The sequence below is a fragment of the Streptomyces sp. NPDC030183 genome, from assembly GCF_055573455.1.
On the sequence record NZ_JBVIBK010000038.1, the window covers coordinates 1 to 18,435 of the forward strand.

17 protein-coding genes are annotated in these 18,435 nt (G+C 72.8%); 7 read left to right on the forward strand and 10 right to left on the reverse strand.

What is annotated here, in order from left to right:
• Nucleotides 1–332 precede the first annotated feature (332 nt).
• Nucleotides 333–2,210: a DAK2 domain-containing protein gene (locus tag ACZ4Z2_RS33665; protein WP_468081252.1), complete on the reverse strand. Its 1,878-nt coding sequence runs from the start codon at nt 2,208–2,210 to the stop codon at nt 333–335.
• A gap of 299 nt (nt 2,211–2,509) precedes the next feature.
• Between ACZ4Z2_RS33665 and rpmB the strand changes: the two genes are divergently transcribed.
• The 3 genes from rpmB (at nt 2,510) to ACZ4Z2_RS33680 (ending at nt 7,358) form a co-directional block, all read left to right on the forward strand.
• Nucleotides 2,510–2,695 carry a 50S ribosomal protein L28 gene (gene rpmB, locus ACZ4Z2_RS33670; RefSeq protein ID WP_003993230.1) on the forward strand — a complete coding sequence of 62 codons (186 nt, stop codon included), beginning with the start codon at nt 2,510–2,512 and terminating at the stop codon, nt 2,693–2,695.
• A gap of 161 nt (nt 2,696–2,856) precedes the next feature.
• Nucleotides 2,857–6,117: an AfsR/SARP family transcriptional regulator gene (locus ACZ4Z2_RS33675; protein ID WP_468081254.1), complete on the forward strand. Its 3,261-nt coding sequence runs from the start codon at nt 2,857–2,859 to the stop codon at nt 6,115–6,117.
• A gap of 35 nt (nt 6,118–6,152) precedes the next feature.
• Nucleotides 6,153–7,358 (forward strand): FAD-dependent monooxygenase, encoded by a 1,206-nt coding sequence (locus ACZ4Z2_RS33680; protein ID WP_468081255.1) that lies wholly within the window; start codon nt 6,153–6,155, stop codon nt 7,356–7,358.
• On the opposite strand, the gene thiD is transcribed toward ACZ4Z2_RS33680, so the two are convergent.
• Nucleotides 7,333–8,151 (reverse strand): bifunctional hydroxymethylpyrimidine kinase/phosphomethylpyrimidine kinase, encoded by an 819-nt coding sequence (gene thiD, locus ACZ4Z2_RS33685; RefSeq protein ID WP_468081256.1) that lies wholly within the window; start codon nt 8,149–8,151, stop codon nt 7,333–7,335. The two genes, ACZ4Z2_RS33680 and thiD, sit on opposite strands and share 26 nt — an antisense overlap.
• Nucleotides 8,148–9,113: a thiamine-phosphate kinase gene (locus ACZ4Z2_RS33690; RefSeq protein WP_468081258.1), complete on the reverse strand. Its 966-nt coding sequence runs from the start codon at nt 9,111–9,113 to the stop codon at nt 8,148–8,150. Before ACZ4Z2_RS33690 ends, thiD begins: the two co-directional genes overlap by 4 nt.
• A gap of 218 nt (nt 9,114–9,331) precedes the next feature.
• On the opposite strand from ACZ4Z2_RS33690, the gene ACZ4Z2_RS33695 reads away from it, so the two are divergent.
• Nucleotides 9,332–9,565 (forward strand): Lrp/AsnC family transcriptional regulator, encoded by a 234-nt coding sequence (locus tag ACZ4Z2_RS33695; RefSeq protein WP_055512560.1) that lies wholly within the window; start codon nt 9,332–9,334, stop codon nt 9,563–9,565.
• A 365-nt stretch (nt 9,566–9,930) separates the two neighbouring features.
• On the opposite strand, the gene ACZ4Z2_RS33700 is transcribed toward ACZ4Z2_RS33695, so the two are convergent.
• From ACZ4Z2_RS33700 to ACZ4Z2_RS33710, 3 genes are read right to left on the reverse strand one after another with little or no spacing between them, the layout of a single operon-like run.
• Nucleotides 9,931–11,088, reverse strand: coding sequence for a D-alanine--D-alanine ligase family protein (locus tag ACZ4Z2_RS33700; protein WP_468081260.1), 1,158 nt, complete (start codon nt 11,086–11,088; stop codon nt 9,931–9,933).
• A gap of 59 nt (nt 11,089–11,147) precedes the next feature.
• The gene (locus ACZ4Z2_RS33705; protein WP_468081261.1) at nt 11,148–12,158 is read right to left on the reverse strand and encodes an NAD(P)H-dependent glycerol-3-phosphate dehydrogenase; all 1,011 of its coding nucleotides are present in this window, start codon (nt 12,156–12,158) and stop codon (nt 11,148–11,150) included.
• Complete coding sequence (locus ACZ4Z2_RS33710) at nt 12,155–12,967, reverse strand: lysophospholipid acyltransferase family protein (protein ID WP_468081262.1); 813 nt, start codon at nt 12,965–12,967, stop codon at nt 12,155–12,157. Before ACZ4Z2_RS33710 ends, ACZ4Z2_RS33705 begins: the two co-directional genes overlap by 4 nt.
• Nucleotides 12,968–13,136: 169 nt before the next feature.
• On the opposite strand from ACZ4Z2_RS33710, the gene cofC reads away from it, so the two are divergent.
• Together cofC and ACZ4Z2_RS33720 are read left to right on the forward strand one after the other, a co-directional pair.
• Nucleotides 13,137–13,799: a 2-phospho-L-lactate guanylyltransferase gene (cofC, locus tag ACZ4Z2_RS33715; protein ID WP_468081264.1), complete on the forward strand. Its 663-nt coding sequence runs from the start codon at nt 13,137–13,139 to the stop codon at nt 13,797–13,799.
• A gap of 9 nt (nt 13,800–13,808) precedes the next feature.
• Nucleotides 13,809–14,012, forward strand: coding sequence for a hypothetical protein (locus ACZ4Z2_RS33720; protein WP_468081265.1), 204 nt, complete (start codon nt 13,809–13,811; stop codon nt 14,010–14,012).
• 101 nt (nt 14,013–14,113) lie between these two features.
• On the opposite strand, the gene ACZ4Z2_RS33725 is transcribed toward ACZ4Z2_RS33720, so the two are convergent.
• The 4 genes from ACZ4Z2_RS33725 to leuC all read right to left on the reverse strand — a co-directional run bounded on the left by ACZ4Z2_RS33725 (nt 14,114) and on the right by leuC (nt 17,441).
• A complete protein-coding gene (locus tag ACZ4Z2_RS33725; protein ID WP_468081267.1) occupies nt 14,114–14,764 on the reverse strand; it encodes an HU family DNA-binding protein in 651 nt (216 codons plus the stop codon).
• A gap of 124 nt (nt 14,765–14,888) precedes the next feature.
• Entirely contained in the window at nt 14,889–15,131 is a 243-nt protein-coding gene (locus ACZ4Z2_RS33730; RefSeq protein ID WP_468081269.1) for an SCO5555 family protein, read from the reverse strand.
• Between the two features lie 286 nt (nt 15,132–15,417).
• Entirely contained in the window at nt 15,418–16,011 is a 594-nt protein-coding gene (gene leuD, locus ACZ4Z2_RS33735) for a 3-isopropylmalate dehydratase small subunit (protein WP_468081271.1), read from the reverse strand.
• 5 nt (nt 16,012–16,016) lie between these two features.
• Nucleotides 16,017–17,441 carry a 3-isopropylmalate dehydratase large subunit gene (leuC, locus tag ACZ4Z2_RS33740; RefSeq protein ID WP_468081272.1) on the reverse strand — a complete coding sequence of 475 codons (1,425 nt, stop codon included), beginning with the start codon at nt 17,439–17,441 and terminating at the stop codon, nt 16,017–16,019.
• Nucleotides 17,442–17,638: 197 nt separating this feature from the next.
• Here leuC and ndgR point away from each other — a divergent pair, with 197 nt between their 5' ends.
• Nucleotides 17,639–18,355 (forward strand): IclR family transcriptional regulator NdgR, encoded by a 717-nt coding sequence (gene ndgR / locus ACZ4Z2_RS33745; protein ID WP_009320373.1) that lies wholly within the window; start codon nt 17,639–17,641, stop codon nt 18,353–18,355.
• The last annotated feature ends 80 nt before the right edge of the window (nt 18,356–18,435 follow it).

Genomic DNA, 18,435 nt, shown 5'->3' on the forward strand with positions numbered 1-18,435 from the left:
ACCAGTCCCCGCGTCATCAAACGCAAGATGTCCAACTGGCCCCTCAAACGAGCCGAACACCGCAACCTGCCGCCACCAGCCACGGCAGTCCTCACGATCTCCAGACCACACACCATCTAAGTCACCGGCATTGGGGCTAGGCGGGGTGGGCCGGGCCCACGGGTCTCGCCCCCGCCGCTCCTGCCCTCCCCGTCCCGAAGGGCTGCCGCCCCTTCGACCCCGCTTGGGCGCCCAGGAGGCGGGGGCATGTGTGGTCCGGGCTGGTGCGGGCGGTGGGTGGCTAGTCGCGCGATTCCCGCACCCCTCAAACCGCGCAGGGCCGGCCGGCCTGGCTACTCGACTCCGATCAGGAGGAGTGCTCCCTGGTGGCCGCCTCGGTAGACGACCGTGTCCACGCCCAGGTGGGACTCGCGCAGTTTGGTTTCCACGTGGTCGGCGATGCCCTCGGGGGCGTCGTCGCCCAGGACCAGGGTGACCATTTCGCCGCCGGCGGCGAGCATGCGGTCGACGACCGTGGCGGCGGCCGTGGTGACGTCGTCGCCGATCACCGCGACATCCCCGTCGATGAGGCCGAGGACGTCACCGGCCTGGCAGATCCCGGCCATCGTCCAGGACTGGCGCTCGGCGATGACGACCTCGGCGTAGCGGGTGGCGCCGGCCGCGGAGGTCATGGAGACGACGTCCTCGTCGAAGCGGCGGCCGGGCTCGTGCACGGCGAGCGCGGCGATGCCCTGGACCGCCGAGCGGGTCGGGATCAGGGCCACCCGTACCCCCTCGGCGCGGGCCTGTTCCGCCGCCGCGGCCGCCGTGTGTCGCAGATCCGCGTCGTTGGGCAGCAGCACCACCTCGCGCGCGTGGGCACGCCGTACGGCCTCCACGAGCTCCCCGCTGGCCGGCGGCTCCCCGGGGCGCGCCAGCACCGTGGTCGCGCCGGCCTCGCCGTACAGCCCGGCCAGGCCCTCCCCCGGTACGACGGCCACGACGGCGCGCTGGGCCCGCTCACGCGGCTGCCGCCCGGCCGCACCGGCCATGTGCGCGTCCTCCGCCCCGAAGTGCGTGATCCGGATCCGGTACGGCCGCCCCGCCTCGACTCCCGCCTCCACGGCCGCGCCGGCGTCGTCGACGTGCACATGGACGTTCCACAGGCCGTCCCCGCCGACCACGACGAGCGAGTCGCCCAGCCCGTCCAGACGGCGGCGCAGCCGGGCGACGGCCGCGTCGTCCGCCTCCAGGAGATAGATCACCTCGAACGCGGGACCGCCCAACCCGGGCCGGTCGTCCGCGCACCTCTCGGTCCCCGCGTCCTCCGCGTCGCCCCCGGCACCAGTACCGGCGCCCCGCACCGCACCGGTGTCAGGACCCGAACCGCGGTCAGGACCAGCTCCGGTGCCAGGGGCCGCTCCGGCACCCTCCGCCTCCCCGCGCGCGTGCGCCGCCGGAAGACCCGGCTGACCCGCGGGCGCCGCCGCGAAGGCATGTGTCCTCGGTGCCTCCCCCGTGAACGTCTCCACCAGCGCCGCCAGAACCGCCACCAGGCCGCGTCCCCCCGCGTCCACGACCCCCGCGCGGGCCAGCGCCGGCAGTTGCCCGGGGGTCGCCAGCAGGGCCGTGCCCGCGCCCTCGTAGGCGGCGCGGGCCACCACGCCGCAGTCGCCCTCGGCGGCCAGCACCGCGTCGGCGGCCGCGGAGGCGACGGTGAGGACGGTGCCCTCCACCGGGTGCGCGACCGCCTCGCGCGCGGAGTCGGCGGCGTGCCGGAGGGCGAGGCGCAGCCCCTGGCCGTCGGTGTGGGCGGCCCCGCTGTCGTCCGCGAGCACCTTGGCCATACCGCGCAGGAGCTGCGCGAGGATCGTCCCCGAGTTCCCCCGGGCGCCTATGAGGGCGCCGTGCGCCATGGCCCGCGCGGCCTCGGCGAGCGTGGGCTGACCGGCGGCGGGCGGACCGGGAGCCGAGCCGCCGGGCGGACCGGGGGTCGGGCCGCCGGTCGGGGCGGGCGCCGAGCCGGTCTCGTGGCCCGCGAACACCGCCTCCACGGCGGCCGCCGCCGACTCCATCGTGAGATAGAGGTTCGTCCCGGTGTCGCCGTCGGCCACCGGATAGACGTTGATCGCGTCGATCTCCTCACGGGCCCGCCCCAGGGCGGCCAGCGCGAGGCCGCACCAGGTGCGCACCGCGAGAGCATCGAAGCATGTCTGCGGCACCTGCGGCACCTGCGCCTCCTTGAGCTGCTTGGCTGCTGGACGTGTGGTGGGGGGAACGCCGCACGCCGCACGCAGCGTAGACCCGCAGCCGTGACCGCCGGTAAGAGGGCCGGGACGAGGCCCGGACCAGCCATGGTAGTTTCGTTGTACGGACGCAGTCGTTGTATGCTGCTCCGGTTGCCCGATCCAGATCACCGATCCAGACCGGGCCTTCCCCCTGGCAACGCCACTCGGATCCCGGTCTCGGGATCATGATCCCGGCATGCCGGGATCAACCGTAAGTGCATCTGAAGTCTTTGGAGTGACCCGTGGCTGCCAACTGCGACGTCTGCGGCAAGGGGCCGGGCTTCGGCAACAACATCTCGCACTCGCACCGCCGTACGTCCCGCCGCTGGAACCCGAACATCCAGCGTGTGCGTACCGTGGTGGGCGGGACGCCGAAGCGCGTGAACGCTTGCACCTCGTGCATCAAGGCCGGCAAGGTCTCGCGCTGACGCTCAGCTAGCGCGCGGCCACTGCTGGTTCGCTGCACAGAGCCGGTCCACCGATGGTGGACCGGCTTTTTGCCGTGCCCCGGCTTTTTGCCGTGCCCGCGTCCCGCGCGGGGCCGTCAAATACGGCTCCACGCGTGCGTGGGCCTGCGAGAATCCCGGGAATGCGGTTCGGCATCCTCGGTCCCCTCGACATACGCGGCGACGACGGCACCCCTGTGGACCCCGGCGGCCCCCGCCCCCGCGCCCTGCTGACGCTGCTGCTCCTCGACGCCGGCCGTACGGTCTCCGTCCGGCGGCTGACCGACGGTCTGTACGGGGCCGAGCCACCCGCCGGCACCGCCAACGCCCTCCAGTCGCAGATCTCCCGGCTGCGCAGACGCCTCGGCCCGCGCACGGAGATCGAGGCCACGGCCGCCGGCTACCGCATCACCGCCCCGCCCGAAGCCGTCGACGCCCACCGCTTCGAGCGGCTCTGCCGGGAGGGGCGCACGGCCCTGGCCGCCGGGGAGCATCCGCAGGCGGCGGCGCTCCTGCGCGAGGCGCTCGCCCTGTGGCGCGGGCCCGCCCTGCCCGACCTCCCGGACGCGCACGCCGAGGTGACGCGTCTCGACGAGCTGCGGCTGGCCGCCGTACAGGATCGCGTCGAGGCGGACCTCGCGCTCGGCGGCGGCCCCGAACTCGTCCCCGAGCTGCGGTCACTGCTCGCCGCACACCCGCTGAGCGAGCGGCTCTACGGTCAGCTGATGCGGGCCCTGCACACCGGCGGCCGGTCCGCCGAGGCGCTCGGCGTCTACGCGGAGGCCCGCAGCGCCCTCGCCGACGCGCTGGGCGCCGATCCGTCGCCGGAGCTGTCCGCGCTCCACCTCGAACTGCTGCGGGGCGGGGCCCCCGCGCCCCGGCGGCATCGCCTCCCGGCCCAGCTCACCCGCTTCATCGGCCGGGACCACGAACTCACCCGCCTCGCGGCGCTCCTGAGCGACCCGACCGGGTCCCGTCTCGTCACGCTCACCGGGCCCGGCGGCGCGGGCAAGACACGGCTCGCCATCGAGGCGGCCCGCGCCGGTGCGGCCGCGGACGTCTGCGTCACGGAACTGGCGCCGCTGACCGACGGCGCCCGGATCCCGTACGCCGTCCTGTCCGCCCTCGGCGTCCGCGAGGGTCTCCGCGGGCCAGGGAGCGTCGCGCCGGACGCGATGGAGCGGCTGCTGGCCGCCCTGGAGGAACGCGAGCTGCTGCTCGTGCTGGACAACTGCGAGCACCTGGTCGAGGACGCGGCCCGTGTCGTCGGGCTCCTCCTCGGCGGCTGCCCGGGCCTGCGGGTCCTCGCCACCAGCCGCGAGTCCCTCGGCATCACCGGCGAGATCCTCGTACCGGTGCCGCCCCTGCCCCCGGAAGCCGCGGGCCGTCTCTTCCTGGACCGGGCCCGGGCCGTACGCCCCGACCTCGCCGTCCCCGACGCGACCGACCCGGACCCCGCGGCCGAGCCCTCGCCTCCCGCGCACCCGACCGCCCCCTCTCCCCCGCCGCACACCCGCGCACCCTCCGCCCACAGCCACGCGCGCCTGGCCGACATCTGTGCCGCCCTGGACGGGCTTCCGCTGGCGATCGAGCTGGCCGCCGCCCGGCTGCGCACCCTGACCGTCGACGAACTCGCCGACCGCCTGGGCGCACGGCTGGGCGACACGCGAGGCCCCGGCCGGCCCGGCGCCGCACGCGGCACCGCCGGCCACCCCGCCGTTCCCGTCCGGGACGACTGTGCGGCACCCCAGTCCGCGGCCCACGCCGACCGCTTCCGGCTCCTGTCGCGGGGCGACCGCACCAAGGCGCCCCGGCACCGCACGCTGAGGGCCGTCGTCGAGTGGAGCTGGGAACTGCTGGACGCGGAGGAGCGGGAGCTGGCGCGACGGCTGGCCGTGTTCTCCGGGGGCGTGACGCGGGAGGCGGTCGAGGAGGTGTGCGGGGTGCCGTACCCGGAGGACCTGCTGGCCTCACTCGTGGAGAAGTCGCTGGTGGAGGTCGCCGACGGGCGGTACCGGATGCTGGAGACCATCCGCGCGTACGCGGCGGAGCGGCTGGCCGCGGAGGACGACCGGGAGGGGCTGCGGACCGCGCACGCGCACTGCTACCTGGCGCTCGCCGAACACGCGGAACCGTTCCTGCGCAGCGGTGGGCAGTTGCCCTGGCTGGAGCGGCTCACGGCCGAGCACGGCAACCTCGACGCAGCCCTGCGCCATCTGACACACACCGACACGGGGGCCGCCCTGCGGCTCATGGCCGCGCTGTCGTGGTTCTGGCGGCTGCGCGGCCCGCAGGGCGAGCAGGTGCCGCTCGCCCGCGCCCTGCTGGCGGCGGTCGGCGACGAGCCGCCGCCCGGGCTGGCCGAGGAGTACGCGCTGTGCGCGATGAACACGGTCACCGGCCGCGGCGACGACCCGGACGAGCCCGCCCTCCTCGCGCGCGTGGCGGCGGTCCTGCGCGGGCTGGAGGGGCCGCTGCGGCTGCCGTCCACCATGATCATCTGGTCACTCGTGGGCGGGCCGTTGCTCTCCGTGGAGCAGGAGATCCGGGCCGTGCAGGTGGGCGACGACCCATGGGGCCGGGCCCTGCTGGACATCGGCCTCGGCTATCAGGCGATGTTCACCGGCCGCCCCGCCGAGGCCGAGGCGGCCTTCACGCGCGCGTGGCACGGCTTCCGCACCACCGGAGACCGCTGGGGCATGGCCAACTGCCTGGATCCGCTGGCCTCCTTCGCCGGGTGGCGGGGCGCGTACGGGCGCGCCCTGGAACTCCTCGACGAGGGTCTGGCGCAGGTCCGCGAACTCCAGGCGCCGGAGGAGACCGCCGATCTGCTCCGCACCCGCGCGACGGTGCTGCTGCACGGGGGCGACCTCGAGGAGGCCGCCGCGCACTACGCCCGCTCGGCCGCGTGCGCCCGTACCGCCGGGGCCTGGGACAAGGTGGCGAGCGCGCGGCGGGGCCTCGGTGACGTGGCCCGGCTGTCCGGGGACACCGCCCACGCGCGCGTGCGCTACGAGAGTGCCCTGGAGGCATGCGCCGCGAACTGGTTCAGCGCCGGCGAGACGGTACGCGTCCTCATCGGGCTCGGCCGCACGGAGGCCGCCGAGGGGGACGTCGGGGCGGCCCGCGACTGGCTCGCCCAGGCCCGCTCGCACGCCCTGGCCTCGCCCGACGTCCTCGCGTCGGCCGACCTCGCCGACGCGCTCGCCGCCGTGGCACCGTCCGCCGAGCGCGCCGCGGAACTCCTGGGCGCCGCGACCGCCCTGCGGGGCGCCCGGGTCGAGGGCGACCCCGATGTCGTACGCGCCGAGCGGGAGGTACGCGCGCGGTTGTCCCCCGAGGCGTACGACGTGGCCTTCGAACGGGGCCGGCGGCTCGGGCCGGCGGCGGTCAGCGGACCGTAAGGGAACGGTCAGCGGGCTCGCCGAGGCTGCCGTGCATGACGAACAAGACGTACGACCTCAGCCACCTCAGCGTCCTGATCTCCGGTGCCAGTGTGGCCGGACCGGCCCTCGCCCTGAACCTCCTCGAGTACGGTGCCCGCGTCACCGTCGTCGAGAAGGCGCCCGCCCTGCGCGAGGGCGGCTTCGCCGTCGACTTCCGGGGACACGTGCACCGCGAAGTGCTCACCCGGATGGGCATCCGGGACGAGATCCACGCCCGCCAGACCCACATGGGACGGCAGATCGTCGTCGCCGCGGACGGCTCCCCCAAGGTGGATCTGCCCGCGGAGATGATGAGCGGCGACGTGGAGATCCTCCGCGGTGATCTCGCGCGCATCATGTACGAACGCACCCGGGACCGCGCCGAGTACGTGTTCGGCGACTCGATCGCCACGCTGACCGACACACCGCACGGCGTCGACGTCACCTTCGAGCGGGGGCCCGCCCGCCGCTTCGACCTGGTGGTCGGCGCGGACGGCCTGCACTCGCGCACCCGCTCCCTCGTCCTGGGCGACGAGTCCCGGTACCTGCGGTTCCTCGACCACTACGTGGCCGGCTTCGAGGTCCCGAACCATCTGGGCCTGGACCGCACCGGCCGCCTCTACAGCGAGCCCGGCCGCGCGATCGCCCTGGGCAACTACGACGGCGACCCGGCCCGCGCCACCGCGCTGCTGGTCTTCCGCTCCGAGCGGCTGACGTACGACCGCCGGGACCCCGCCGCGCCCAAGCGGATCCTGGCCGAGCGGTTCGCGGGCATGGGCTGGGAGGGACCGAACGTGCTGAAGGCGCTGGAGGCGGCCGACGACCTGTACTTCGACGCGATCGCCCAGATCCACGTCGACCGGCTCAGCGCGGGACGCGTGGCGCTGCTCGGCGACGCCGGGTACGGGGCGACGATGGGCGGCATGGGCACCGGGGTGGCGATGGTCGGCGCGTACGTCCTGGCCGGCGAACTCGCCCTGGCGGGCGGGGACCACCGTACGGCGTTCGCCGCGTACGAGAGCCGGATCCAGGGCTTCGCCAAGGGCTGCCAGAAGACCTCGGGCAACGCCGGGCCGTTCTTCGCCCCGCCCACCGAGCGGCGGATCCGCGGCCGGGACCAGATGTACCGGCTGCTCGCGTCCCGGCCGATGGCGGCCTTCTTCAAACGGCTCACCGAGAAGTCGGCGACGAACATCAAACTGCCGCGGTACCCCGGGTGAGCGCCCAGCCGTGGTCCACGGGCCCGATGCCGCCGCCGAGGGCGAACCCGGCGACGATCGCCCCGGTGACGTACTCCTTGGCCGCCGCGACGGCCTCCGGTACGGTCCGGCCCCGCGCGAGGTGCGAGGCGATCGCGGAGGCGAGGGTGCACCCGGTGCCGTGCGTGTGCCGGTTGTCGTACCTGGGCGCCCGCAGCCAGTGCTCCTCGGAGCCGTCGGTGAGCAGGTCGACGGCGTCTCCCGAGAGGTGCCCGCCCTTGATCACCGCCCACCGCGGACCGTACGCCAGCACGGCCTCGGCCGCCTCGCGCATACCGACCTCCGACTCGACGCGCACGCCGGTGAGTTGGGCGACCTCGTCGAGGTTGGGGGTGGCGACGGTCGCCGTGGGCAGCAGCCGCTCGCGGACGGCGTCCAGGGCGGACGCGGCGAGCAGCGGGTCGCCGTGCTTGGAGACACCGACCGGGTCGACGACCACGGGCGCGTCGGTGGCGGCGAGCAACTCGGCGACGGTCTCGACGAGTCCGGCGGAGGCGAGCATGCCGGTCTTGACGGCCTCGACGCCGATGTCGTCGACGACGCTGCGGTACTGGGCGCGGACCGCCTCCACCGGCAGCTCCCAAGCCCCCTGCACCCCGAGGGAGTTCTGCGCGGTGACGGCCGTGACGACGCTCATGCCGTGCACGCCGAGCGCCAGCATGGTCTTGAGGTCGGCCTGGATGCCGGCGCCGCCCCCGGAGTCGGAGCCGGCGACCGTGAGCACCCTGGGCGGCGCGCCCGGTGTCCCGGTCACGACTCCATGTCCGCGAAGTGGTCCCAGCCGCCCTTGCTGGTCCAGGGCGCCCCGTCCACGGTGACCTGCGGCAGCGCCGACGGGTTGAGGACCTCGCCGATCACCTTCCAGCGGGCCGGCAGCTTCACGTCCGGCGGGAAGGTCGCCACGATGGCGTGGTCCTCGCCGCCGGTGAGCACCCACTGGATGGGGTCGACGCCGACGGCCTGCCCGATGTCGTTCATCTGGGACGGGATGTCGATCGCGCCGGAGCGGATGTCGATCCGGCAGCTGCTGGCCTCGGCGATGTGCCCGAGGTCCGCGATCAGCCCGTCGCTCACGTCGCACATCGCGGTGGCGCCCAGGTCGGCGGCGGCGGGGCCCGCGTGGTACGGCGGCTCTGGGCGCCTGTGGGCCTCCACGAAGGCGCGCGGCGAGCGGAAACCGCGGGAGAGGACCGCGTGCCCGGCGGCGGACCAGCCGAGCCAGCCGGTGACGGCCACGACATCGCCGGGCTGGGCCCCGCTCCTGGTCACGGGCTCGTGGTTGCGCAGATCACCGAGCGCGGTGATGGAGATCATGATGGTGTCGCCGCGGACGACGTCACCGCCGACGACGGCAGCCCCGGCGACCTGGCACTCGTCGCGCAGGCCGTCCATCAGCTCGGTCGCCCAGGTCACCGGGAGGTCCACGGGCGCGACCAGACCGAGGAGCAGCGCGGTGGGCACGGCGCCCATGGCGGCGATGTCCGCGAGGTTCTGGGCGGCCGCCTTGCGCCCGACGTCGTACGCCGTGGACCAGTCGCGGCGGAAGTGCCGCCCCTCCAGCAGGAGGTCGGTGCTCGCCACGACCCGGCGGTCCGGCGCGGCCACCACAGCGGCGTCGTCGCCGGGGCCGACCCGGACCGCCGGGGTGGTGGTGAGCCGGGAGGTGAGCTCCCTGATGAGCCCGAACTCCCCCAGCTCGCCCACGGTGCCCTTCATCGTCGTATCGCCCCTTCTTGTGCCGCTTCCAGTGTCACTCGCGCCCGGTCGCGAGCCGTCCTCGCCCTCGGTACGGTCGAGTCGACCGTCGACTTCCGCACTCCCCGCGCCCCGGTGTGCGCGGCGCGGCCTGTGCGGGTCTCCCCGCGGCGCGCGACTACGCGATACCGTGGCGTTCCTTTTCCCCACATGATCCTCGTGGCCGCCCTGGAGGTTCCGTGGTACAGGCGTACATCCTGATCCAGACGGAGGTCGGCAAGGCGTCGACCGTCGCCGACACGATCAGCAAGATCCCTGGGGTCATCCAGGCCGAGGACGTGACGGGTCCCTATGACGTCATCGTCCGTGCCCAGGCCGACACCGTGGACGACCTCGGTCGGCTGGTGGTCGCCAAGGTCCAGCAAGTGGACGGCATCACCCGCACGCTGACCTGCCCGGTCGTGCACCTGTAGCCCCCGTCTGCCCTCGGCCGGTGCGCGTCTCGCGTCACCGGCGGCCCGTTCGTGCCGGGCTGCCCGTCCTGGTCGGTCCGTTGATCGCCGTCGCGGGCTGCTCCTCAGCAGACGACGGCGGGTCGGCGGCGGTTCCCGGCCCGGACGCGACCGTCACGAAGCCGTGCCGGAACCTGGACGGGGCTTGCCGCGGACGGTGGACGGTCTCGGCCGCCTGAACCCGGGCCGCCTCGCCGCTGACAGCGGGTCGGGGCAGCCCGGCGATCATACTGCGCCGCGGTGACCGACCGGCTGACGGACGGGCGCCCGCGCTCGAGGAGGCGGTCCCCCCGGGGGGGACCGCCTCCTCGAGGGTGCCGCATGCCTCAGCGAAGGCCCGTCGGCCGGCGCAGTGCCGCCTGGATCAGGCGGTCCACCAACTCCGGGTATGCGATGCCGCTCGCCTGCCACATCGCCGGGTACATCGAGATCGGCGTGAAGCCGGGGAGCGTGTTGATCTCGTTGATGACGAAGTGGCCGTCCTCCGTGAGGAAGAAGTCCGCGCGGACCAGGCCCTCGCAGGAGGCCGCCTCGAAGGCGTCGACGGCGAGGCGCTGGACCTCGGCGGTCTCCTCGGCGGTCAGCGGCGCCGGGACGATGCCCGGCGTCGAGTCGATGTACTTGGCCTCGAAGTCGTAGTAGGCGTGGGCGTCCGGCGGCGGGATCTCGGCGGGGACGGAGGCGCGCGGCCCGTCCTCGAACTCCAGGACGCCGCACTCGATCTCGCGGCCCCGCAGGGCGGCCTCGACGAGGATCTTCGGGTCGTGGCTCTGGGCCTCGGCGATCGCCTCGTCCAGCCCGGCCAGGTCGTCGACCTTGGTGATGCCGATGGAGGAGCCCGCGCGGGCCGGCTTCACGAAGAGCGGCCAGCCGTGCTCACCGGCGAAGTCGACGATCTTCTTGCGGGCGGCGGACTCGTCGAGCTGCCACTCGCGCGGCCGGATCACCACGTACGGGCCGACCTTCAGCCCGAAGGAGGTGAACACCCGCTTCATGTACTCCTTGTCCTGGCCGACGGCCGAGGCGAGGACGCCCGAGCCGACGTACGGGACGCCGGAGAGCTCCAGCAGACCCTGGAGGGTGCCGTCCTCACCGTACGGGCCGTGCAGGACGGGGAAGACGACGTCGACCTCGCCGAGCGCCTTGGGCACCGAACCGGGCTCGCTGTAGACGACCTCGCGGTTGGCCGGGTCGACGGGGAGCACCACGCCGCCCTCCTGCGACTCGGCGAGCTCCTCGACGCTGGGCGTACGGCGGTCGGTGATCGCCATGCGCTCCGGTTCGTCGGCGGTGAGCGCCCAACGGCCGTCCCGGGTGATGCCGATCGGCAGGACGTCGTACTTCGTCCGGTCGATGGCACGCAGGACGGCGCCGGCCGTGACCACGGAGATCCCGTGTTCCGAGCTGCGGCCGCCGAAGACGACGGCCACGCGCGGCTTGCGGGACGGCTGCTCAGGGCTCTGGGGGAGGTTCTCGGTGCTCATATCGCGATGAGAGTACCCGTTGGTACTGCGGCCGTCAGCGCCCGCAGGGCCGGTATCGCTCAGCGTCGCTCGGGCTTGGCGGAGCGCGACATCAGCTCCTTGAGGGCGACCACGGGCGGCTTGCCCTCGTGCACGATGCCGACGACCGTCTCCGTGATGGGCATGTCGACGCCGTGCCGACGCGCCAAGTCCGCCACCGATTCACAGGACTTGACGCCCTCGGCGGTCTGCCTGGTGACCGCGATGGTCTCCTGGAGGGTCATGCCCTTGCCCAGGTTGGTGCCGAAGGTGTGGTTGCGGGAGAGCGGCGAGGAGCAGGTCGCGACCAGGTCGCCGAGACCGGCGAGCCCGGAGAAGGTCAGCGGATCGGCGCCCATGGCCAGGCCCAGTCGGGTGGTCTCGGCGAGACCGCGGGTGATCAGCGACCCCTTGGCGTTGTCGCCGAGTCCCATGCCGTCCGCGATGCCGACGGCGAGGCCGATGACGTTCTTCACGGCACCGCCCAGTTCGCAGCCGACGACGTCGGTGTTGGTGTACGGGCGGAAGTAGGGGGTGTGGCAGGCGGCCTGGAGCCGCTGGGCGACGGCCTCGTCCGTGCAGGCGACCACGGAGGCGGCCGGCATGCGGGAGGCGATCTCCCGTGCCAGATTGGGGCCGGTGACGACGGCGATACGGTCCTGCCCGACCTTGGCGACGTCCTCGATGACCTCGCTCATCCGCATGGCGGAACCGAGTTCGACGCCCTTCATGAGCGAGACCAGGACGGTGTCGGGGGCCAGCAGCGGCGCCCATTCGGCGAGGTTGGCGCGCAGGGTCTGGGAGGGGACGGAGAGGACGGTGAAGTCGGCGCCGGCGGCGGCCTCGGCCGGGTCCGTGGTGGCGCGCACGTTCCGCGGGAGCTCCAGGCCCGGCAGGTAGTCCGCGTTGATGCGGGTGGAGTTGATGGCGTCCGCGACCTCCGCGCGGCGCGCCCACAGCGTGACCTCGCACCCCGCGTCGGCGAGCACCATGCCGAAGGCCGTGCCCCACGAACCGGCGCTGAACACGGCCGCCTTGACCGGCTTGCTCACTTGCCCTGCCCCTCTTCCTGGTGTTCCTGTTCCCGCAGGGCCCCATTGTGCTGACCGGGCCGCTGGTGCTCGACCGCCGCCGCGGTCCTGCGCCGCTGCTCGATCCGCTCCCGCTTCGGGTCGTAGGGCGTCTCGGGCGCCTTCTCGCCGCGGATCTCCTCCAGCTGGCGGGTGATGGCGGCCATGATGACCTCCGTGGCGTCCTTCAGCAGGTCGGGGGTCATCTCCTTGTCGTAGAAGCGGGAGAGGTCGACGGGCGGGCCCGCGAGCACGTGGTGCGTCTTGCGCGGCAGGATGTGGGGCTTCTTGGCGTACGGCGGGAGCAGCTCGTTGGCGCCCCACTGGGCCACCGGGATCACCGGGCACTTGGTCTGGAGGGCGACCCGCGCGGCCCCGGTCTTGCCGGTCATGGGCCACTGGTCGGGGTCGCGCGTGATGGTGCCCTCCGGGTAGAAGGCGACGCACTCGCCCCGCTCCACGGCGTCGATCGCGGCGCGGAAGGCGCTCAGCGCGTCCGTGGTCTCGCGGTAGACGGGGATCTGTCCGGTGCCGCGCATCGCGGCGCCCACGAATCCCTTCTTGAAAAGACCGCTCTTCGCGAGGAATCGCGGAACGCGGCCGCTGTTGTACTGAAAGTGCGCGTACGCCAAGGGGTCGAGGTGCGAATTGTGGTTCACCGCGGTGATAAATCCGCCGTCGGCCGGAATGTTCTCCATTCCGCGCCAGTCCCGCTTGATCAGAATCACCAGCGGCGGTTTGCACAGGACCGCGGCGAAGCGGTACCAGAAGCCGATTCTGCGGCGGGACACTCGGACACCTTCCTCTAGGGGGCCAGGGGGCCAGGGGGCTCCTCGCCCGGGGAGCCGCACAAGTGTCGCCCCGGACCGCCGGTCTGTCGAGAACACCGTACGCCCCACCCTGCGGGCTTCCGTTGCCCCCAGGTGACAATGGCGGCGACAAGAGAGGGACGGAACACCCGTGCAGTGGACCCTGGCCGTACCCCTGAAGCCCTTGGCACGGGCCAAGAGCAGGCTCTCGGACACCGCCGACGACGGCGTGCGCCCGGGTCTGGCCCTCGCCTTCGCCCAGGACACGGTGGCCGCGGCGCTGGCCTGCGCGGCGGTGCGCGATGTGGTGGTCGTCACGGACGACCCGCTGGCGGGGCGTGAGCTGGCGGCGCTCGGCGCCCGCATCGTCCCCGACGATCCCGCGGCCGATCCCGGCTCCGACCCGGCGGACGGTCTGAACGCCGCGCTGCGGCACGCGGCGGCCCTCGCCCGCGCGGCCCGGCCGAACGCCCCGGTGGCGACCCTGAACGCCGATCTGCCGGCGCTGCGCCCGGCGGAACTCGCCCGCGTCCTGGACGCCGCCGCCGCATTCGGGCGGGCGTTCCTCGCGGACGCCGCCGGCACCGGTACGACCCTGCTGGCGGCCGCCCCCGGCCGGGCGCTCCGCCCGGCGTTCGGCCCGGGCTCCCGGCTGCGCCACCGCCGCTCCGGCGCCGTGGAGCTCGCGCTCGACGGCGTCGACTCCGTGCGCCAGGACGTCGACACCGGCGAGGACCTGCGCGCCGCCCTCACCCTGGGCGTCGGTCCCCGTACGGCCGCCGCGGCCGCGCGCCTGCTGATACCCGGCCAGTAGGCTGCGTCCATGCAGGCCACCGCGTACACCTACGACCCCGCCACCCGCTCGGGCCAGGTCCTCCTCGACGACGGCACCCCGGTCCCCTTCGAGGCGCCGGCCTTCGACGCGGGCGGTCTGCGCCTCCTCCGCCCCGGTCAGCGGGTCCGCATCGAGACGGAGGGCACGGACGAAGCCCTCCGCATCACTTTGATCACTTTGCAGACGTTCTGAGAATCCGCGGACTCACAACCAACCCTTACCCGGAAACGCCGCGGGCCGGGCTCCGACAAGGAGCCCGGCCCGGCGCGTGTGAGTACCCAGCGCCCTTCTGCTTATCGGGCGGCAGTCTTCTTCGCCGTGGTCTTTCGAGCCGACGACTTCTTGGCCGGAGCCTTCTTCGCGGTGGCCTTCTTGGCGGGAGCCTTCGCCGCGGTGGTCTTCTTCGCCGCGGTCGACTTCGCGGGCGTGGTCTTCTTCGCGGCGGTCGACTTCGTCGCCGTGGTCTTCTTGGCGGTGGTCTTCTTCGCCGTCGTCTTCTTGGCGGTCGCCGTGGTCTTCTTGGCGGGCGTGGCCTTGCGGGCCGTGGTCGCCTTCTTCGCGGTCGTCGTCTTCTTCGCGGCCGCCTTCTTGACTGTCGCCGAGGCGCCACCGCTCAGGCTGCCCTTCGGGGCCTTCTTCACGGCGACCTCGCCGCCGCGGGGCAGCTTCTTGGAGCCGCTCACCAGGTCCTTGAAGCCCTGGCCTGCGCGGAAGCGGGGGACGGACGTCTTCTTCACCCGAACCCGCTCACCCGTCTGCGGGTTGCGGGCGTAACGGGCCGGACGCTCGACCTTCTCGAACGAACCGAAGCCGGTGACCGAGACCCTCTCACCCGCGACCGTCGCCCGGACGATGGCGTCCAGGACGGCGTCGACCGCGTCGGCGGCCTGCTGACGGCCACCGAGCTTGTCCGCAATCGCTTCTACGAGCTGCGCCTTGTTCACGTCTTCCCCTTCGGAGACATCGCCAGAACGAAAGTGTTCAAGCTTTTCGCACGTTAGGCAGATATATACCGCAAATCAAACACGAAACGGGCTTATCACCCTTGTGCCGCAACGGACTCGACTGTCACGGAGTTCCTTCGGCGTCCCCCGGGGGGATTCGCCCCTCGTCGAGGTCCGCCGCGAAGGTCTCCAGACGCCTTGCCGCGTCGGCGAGATCGTGCTTGGCCACGGCCGTAATGACCAGCAGCTTCCGGGTCAGCGCCATCCGTACGCCCTCCGGGACTTGCAGTGCGCGCACCCTTGCGTGCGCTTCCTTGAGTTGGCCCGCGACCGCCGCATAGAGCTCGAGTTGGCCGTCGTGTTCCATGCACAGATTGTGCCATCTGGGGCGAGTTGTCGCCTGCCCAGGGGGTAACTGCCGTCTCCCGGGGGCCTGTCGAGCACCCCCATCCAATGCCGCACGATGATGCGCGTACCCCAGTAATCACCTTTGTAACTAGGGGAGTTGAAACCTTTCTGCACCCCACTTCCAAGGTGCGTTACGCCAAACATGGCTGTACCCCCAACCGTGCACGATTGGGGGTACAGGGGGGTGTGGCGGTGGCTGGAATCCGTCGTGCGCGGGCTGCCCCGGGGGCGGCCGGCGAGGCGGATCAGACCGGCAGCGTCCGCGGCTTGTACGACGGCCGCTTGGCCTCGTACGCGGCGATGTCGTCCTCGTTCTGGAGGGTGATGGAGATGTCGTCCAGACCGTTCAGCAGCCGCCAGCGGGAGTTCTCGTCCAGCTCGAAGGAGGCGGTGATGCCCTCGGCACGCACTTCTCGGGTCTCCAGGTCGACCGTCACCTCGGCCCGGGGGTCCTTCTCGGTGAGCTCCCACAGCGAGTCCACGATCTTCTGCTCCAGCACGACCGTGAGCAGGCCGTTCTTGAGCGAGTTGCCGCGGAAGATGTCGGCGAACCGGGAGGAGATCACGGCCTTGAAGCCGTAGTTCTGCAGCGCCCACACCGCGTGCTCACGGGACGAGCCGGTGCCGAAGTCGGGGCCGGCGACCAGGACCGTGGCGCCCTCGCGCTCCGGCTGGTTGAGGATGAAGGTCTCGTCCTTGCGCCAGGCCTCGAACAGCCCGTCCTCGAAACCGTCCCTGGTCACCTTCTTGAGCCAGTGGGCGGGGATGATCTGGTCGGTGTCGACGTTGCTGCGGCGCAGCGGGACGGCCCGGCCGGTGTGGGTGGTGAATGCTTCCATGACTCTCAGACTCCAGCGGGCGCGGGGGCGTCGGACAGGTCGGCGGGCGAGGCCAGGTGGCCCAGCACGGCGGTCGCGGCGGCGACCTGCGGCGAGACCAGGTGCGTCCGGCCGCCCTTGCCCTGCCGGCCCTCGAAGTTGCGGTTGGAGGTGGACGCGGAGCGCTCACCGGGGGCCAGCTGGTCCGGGTTCATGCCCAGGCACATCGAGCAGCCCGCGTGCCGCCACTCGGCGCCGGCCTCCTTGAAGACGACGTCCAGACCCTCGGAGACGGCCTGGAGACCGACCCGAGCGGAGCCGGGGACGACCAGCATCCGTACGCCGTCGGCGACTTTGCGGCCCTTGAGCAGATCGGCGGCGGCGCGCAGGTCCTCGATGCGGCCGTTGGTGCAGGAACCTACGAAGACGGTGTCCACCTTGATGGAGCGCAGCGGCTGTCCGGCCTCCAACCCCATGTACTCCAGGGCCTTTTCGGCGGCCAGGCGCTCCGAAGCGTCTTCGTACGAAGCCGGATCGGGGACGTTCGCCGAAAGCGGCGCGCCCTGGCCGGGGTTGGTGCCCCAGGTGACGAACGGCGACAGCTCGGCGGCCTCGATCACGACCTCGGCGTCGAACTCGGCGTCATCGTCCGTCCTGAGGGTCTTCCAGTACGCGACGGCCGCGTCCCAGTCCTCGCCCTTGGGCGCGTGCGGACGGCCCTCCAGGTAGTCGAAGGTGGTCTGGTCGGGAGCGATCATGCCCGCGCGTGCGCCGGCCTCGATGGACATGTTGCAGATCGTCATGCGGGCTTCCATCGAGAGCTTCTCGATGGCGGAGCCGCGGTACTCCAGGACGTAGCCCTGGCCGCCGCCCGTGCCGATCCTGGCGATGATCGCCAGGATCAGGTCCTTGGCGGTGACGCCGTCGGGCAGCTCACCGTTGACCGTGATGGCCATGGTCTTCGGGCGGGCCATGGGCAGCGTCTGGGTGGCCAGCACATGCTCCACCTGGGAGGTGCCGATGCCGAACGCCAGACCGCCGAAGGCGCCGTGCGTGGAGGTGTGGGAGTCGCCGCAGACGACCGTCATACCGGGCTGGGTCAGACCCAGCTGCGGGCCCACGACGTGCACGACACCCTGCTCGACGTCGCCCAGCGGGTGCAGCCGCACACCGAACTCGGCGGCGTTCTTGCGCAGCGTCTCCAGCTGGACGCGGGAGACGGGGTCCGCGATGGGCTTGTCGATGTCGAGGGTGGGGGTGTTGTGGTCCTCGGTCGCGATGGTCAGGTCGAGCCGGCGGACCTTCCGCCCGCTCTTGCGGAGACCGTCGAAGGCCTGGGGGCTGGTCACCTCGTGCAGCAGGTGCAAGTCGATGAAGAGGAGGTCGGGCTCGCCCTCGGCGCGCCGGACGACATGGTCGTCCCAGACCTTCTCCGCGAGTGTCCTACCCATCGCTTTCCCTCCGGCCGACGCCTCAGCGCGTCGACCCAACTAGAGATTTCGGAGGTGGCGAGCGTGCGTACCCCTCGTAGCGCGCGCCGGCCGCCGGGCTCGTCGGTCCGCGAGCCGCTGTTGTTCTGCTTCCAGAGTGGCAAGGTGCACGTGAAATTGAACTTGCGTTTCACAGAGTGAGACGCGAGTATCGTTGCATGGACAACAGTAGCGGCGTCGGCGTTCTGGACAAGGCGGCCCTGGTCCTGAGCGCTCTGGAGTCCGGTCCGGCCACCCTCGCGGGTCTGGTCGGCGCCACCGGACTCGCACGGCCCACGGCCCACCGCCTGGCCGTGGCTCTGGAACACCACCGCATGGTGGCACGGGACATGCAGGGCCGGTTCATCCTCGGCCCGAGGCTGGCCGAGCTGGCCGCGGCCGCCGGTGAGGACCGCCTCCTCGCCACGGCCGGCCCGGTGCTCACGCACCTCAGGGATGTGACGGGCGAGAGCGCCCAGCTCTACCGCCGCCAGGGCGACATGCGCATCTGCGTCGCCGCGGCGGAGCGGCTGTCCGGCCTGCGGGACACCGTCCCGGTCGGTTCGACGCTCACGATGAAGGCGGGCTCCTCCGCCCAGATCCTCATGGCCTGGGAGGAGCCGGAGCGCCTCCACCGCGGCCTCCAGGGCGCCCGTTTCACCGCGACCGCCCTCTCCGGGGTGCGCCGCCGCGGCTGGGCCCAGTCGATCGGTGAGCGCGAGCCGGGCGTGGCCTCGGTCTCGGCCCCGGTCCGCGGCCCCTCCAACCGCGTGGTCGCGGCGGTCTCGGTCTCCGGGCCCATCGAGCGCCTGACCCGCCACCCCGGCCGTATGCACGCCCAAGCGGTGATCGACGCCGCGGCCCGCCTCTCCGAAGCCCTGCGCCGCTCGGGCTGACCCTCCCCCAGCCGTACGACCACGGGAAAGGGCCTGCCTCAACGCCGCGGCAGGCCCTTTCCCGTGCGGTCGACCGGCCC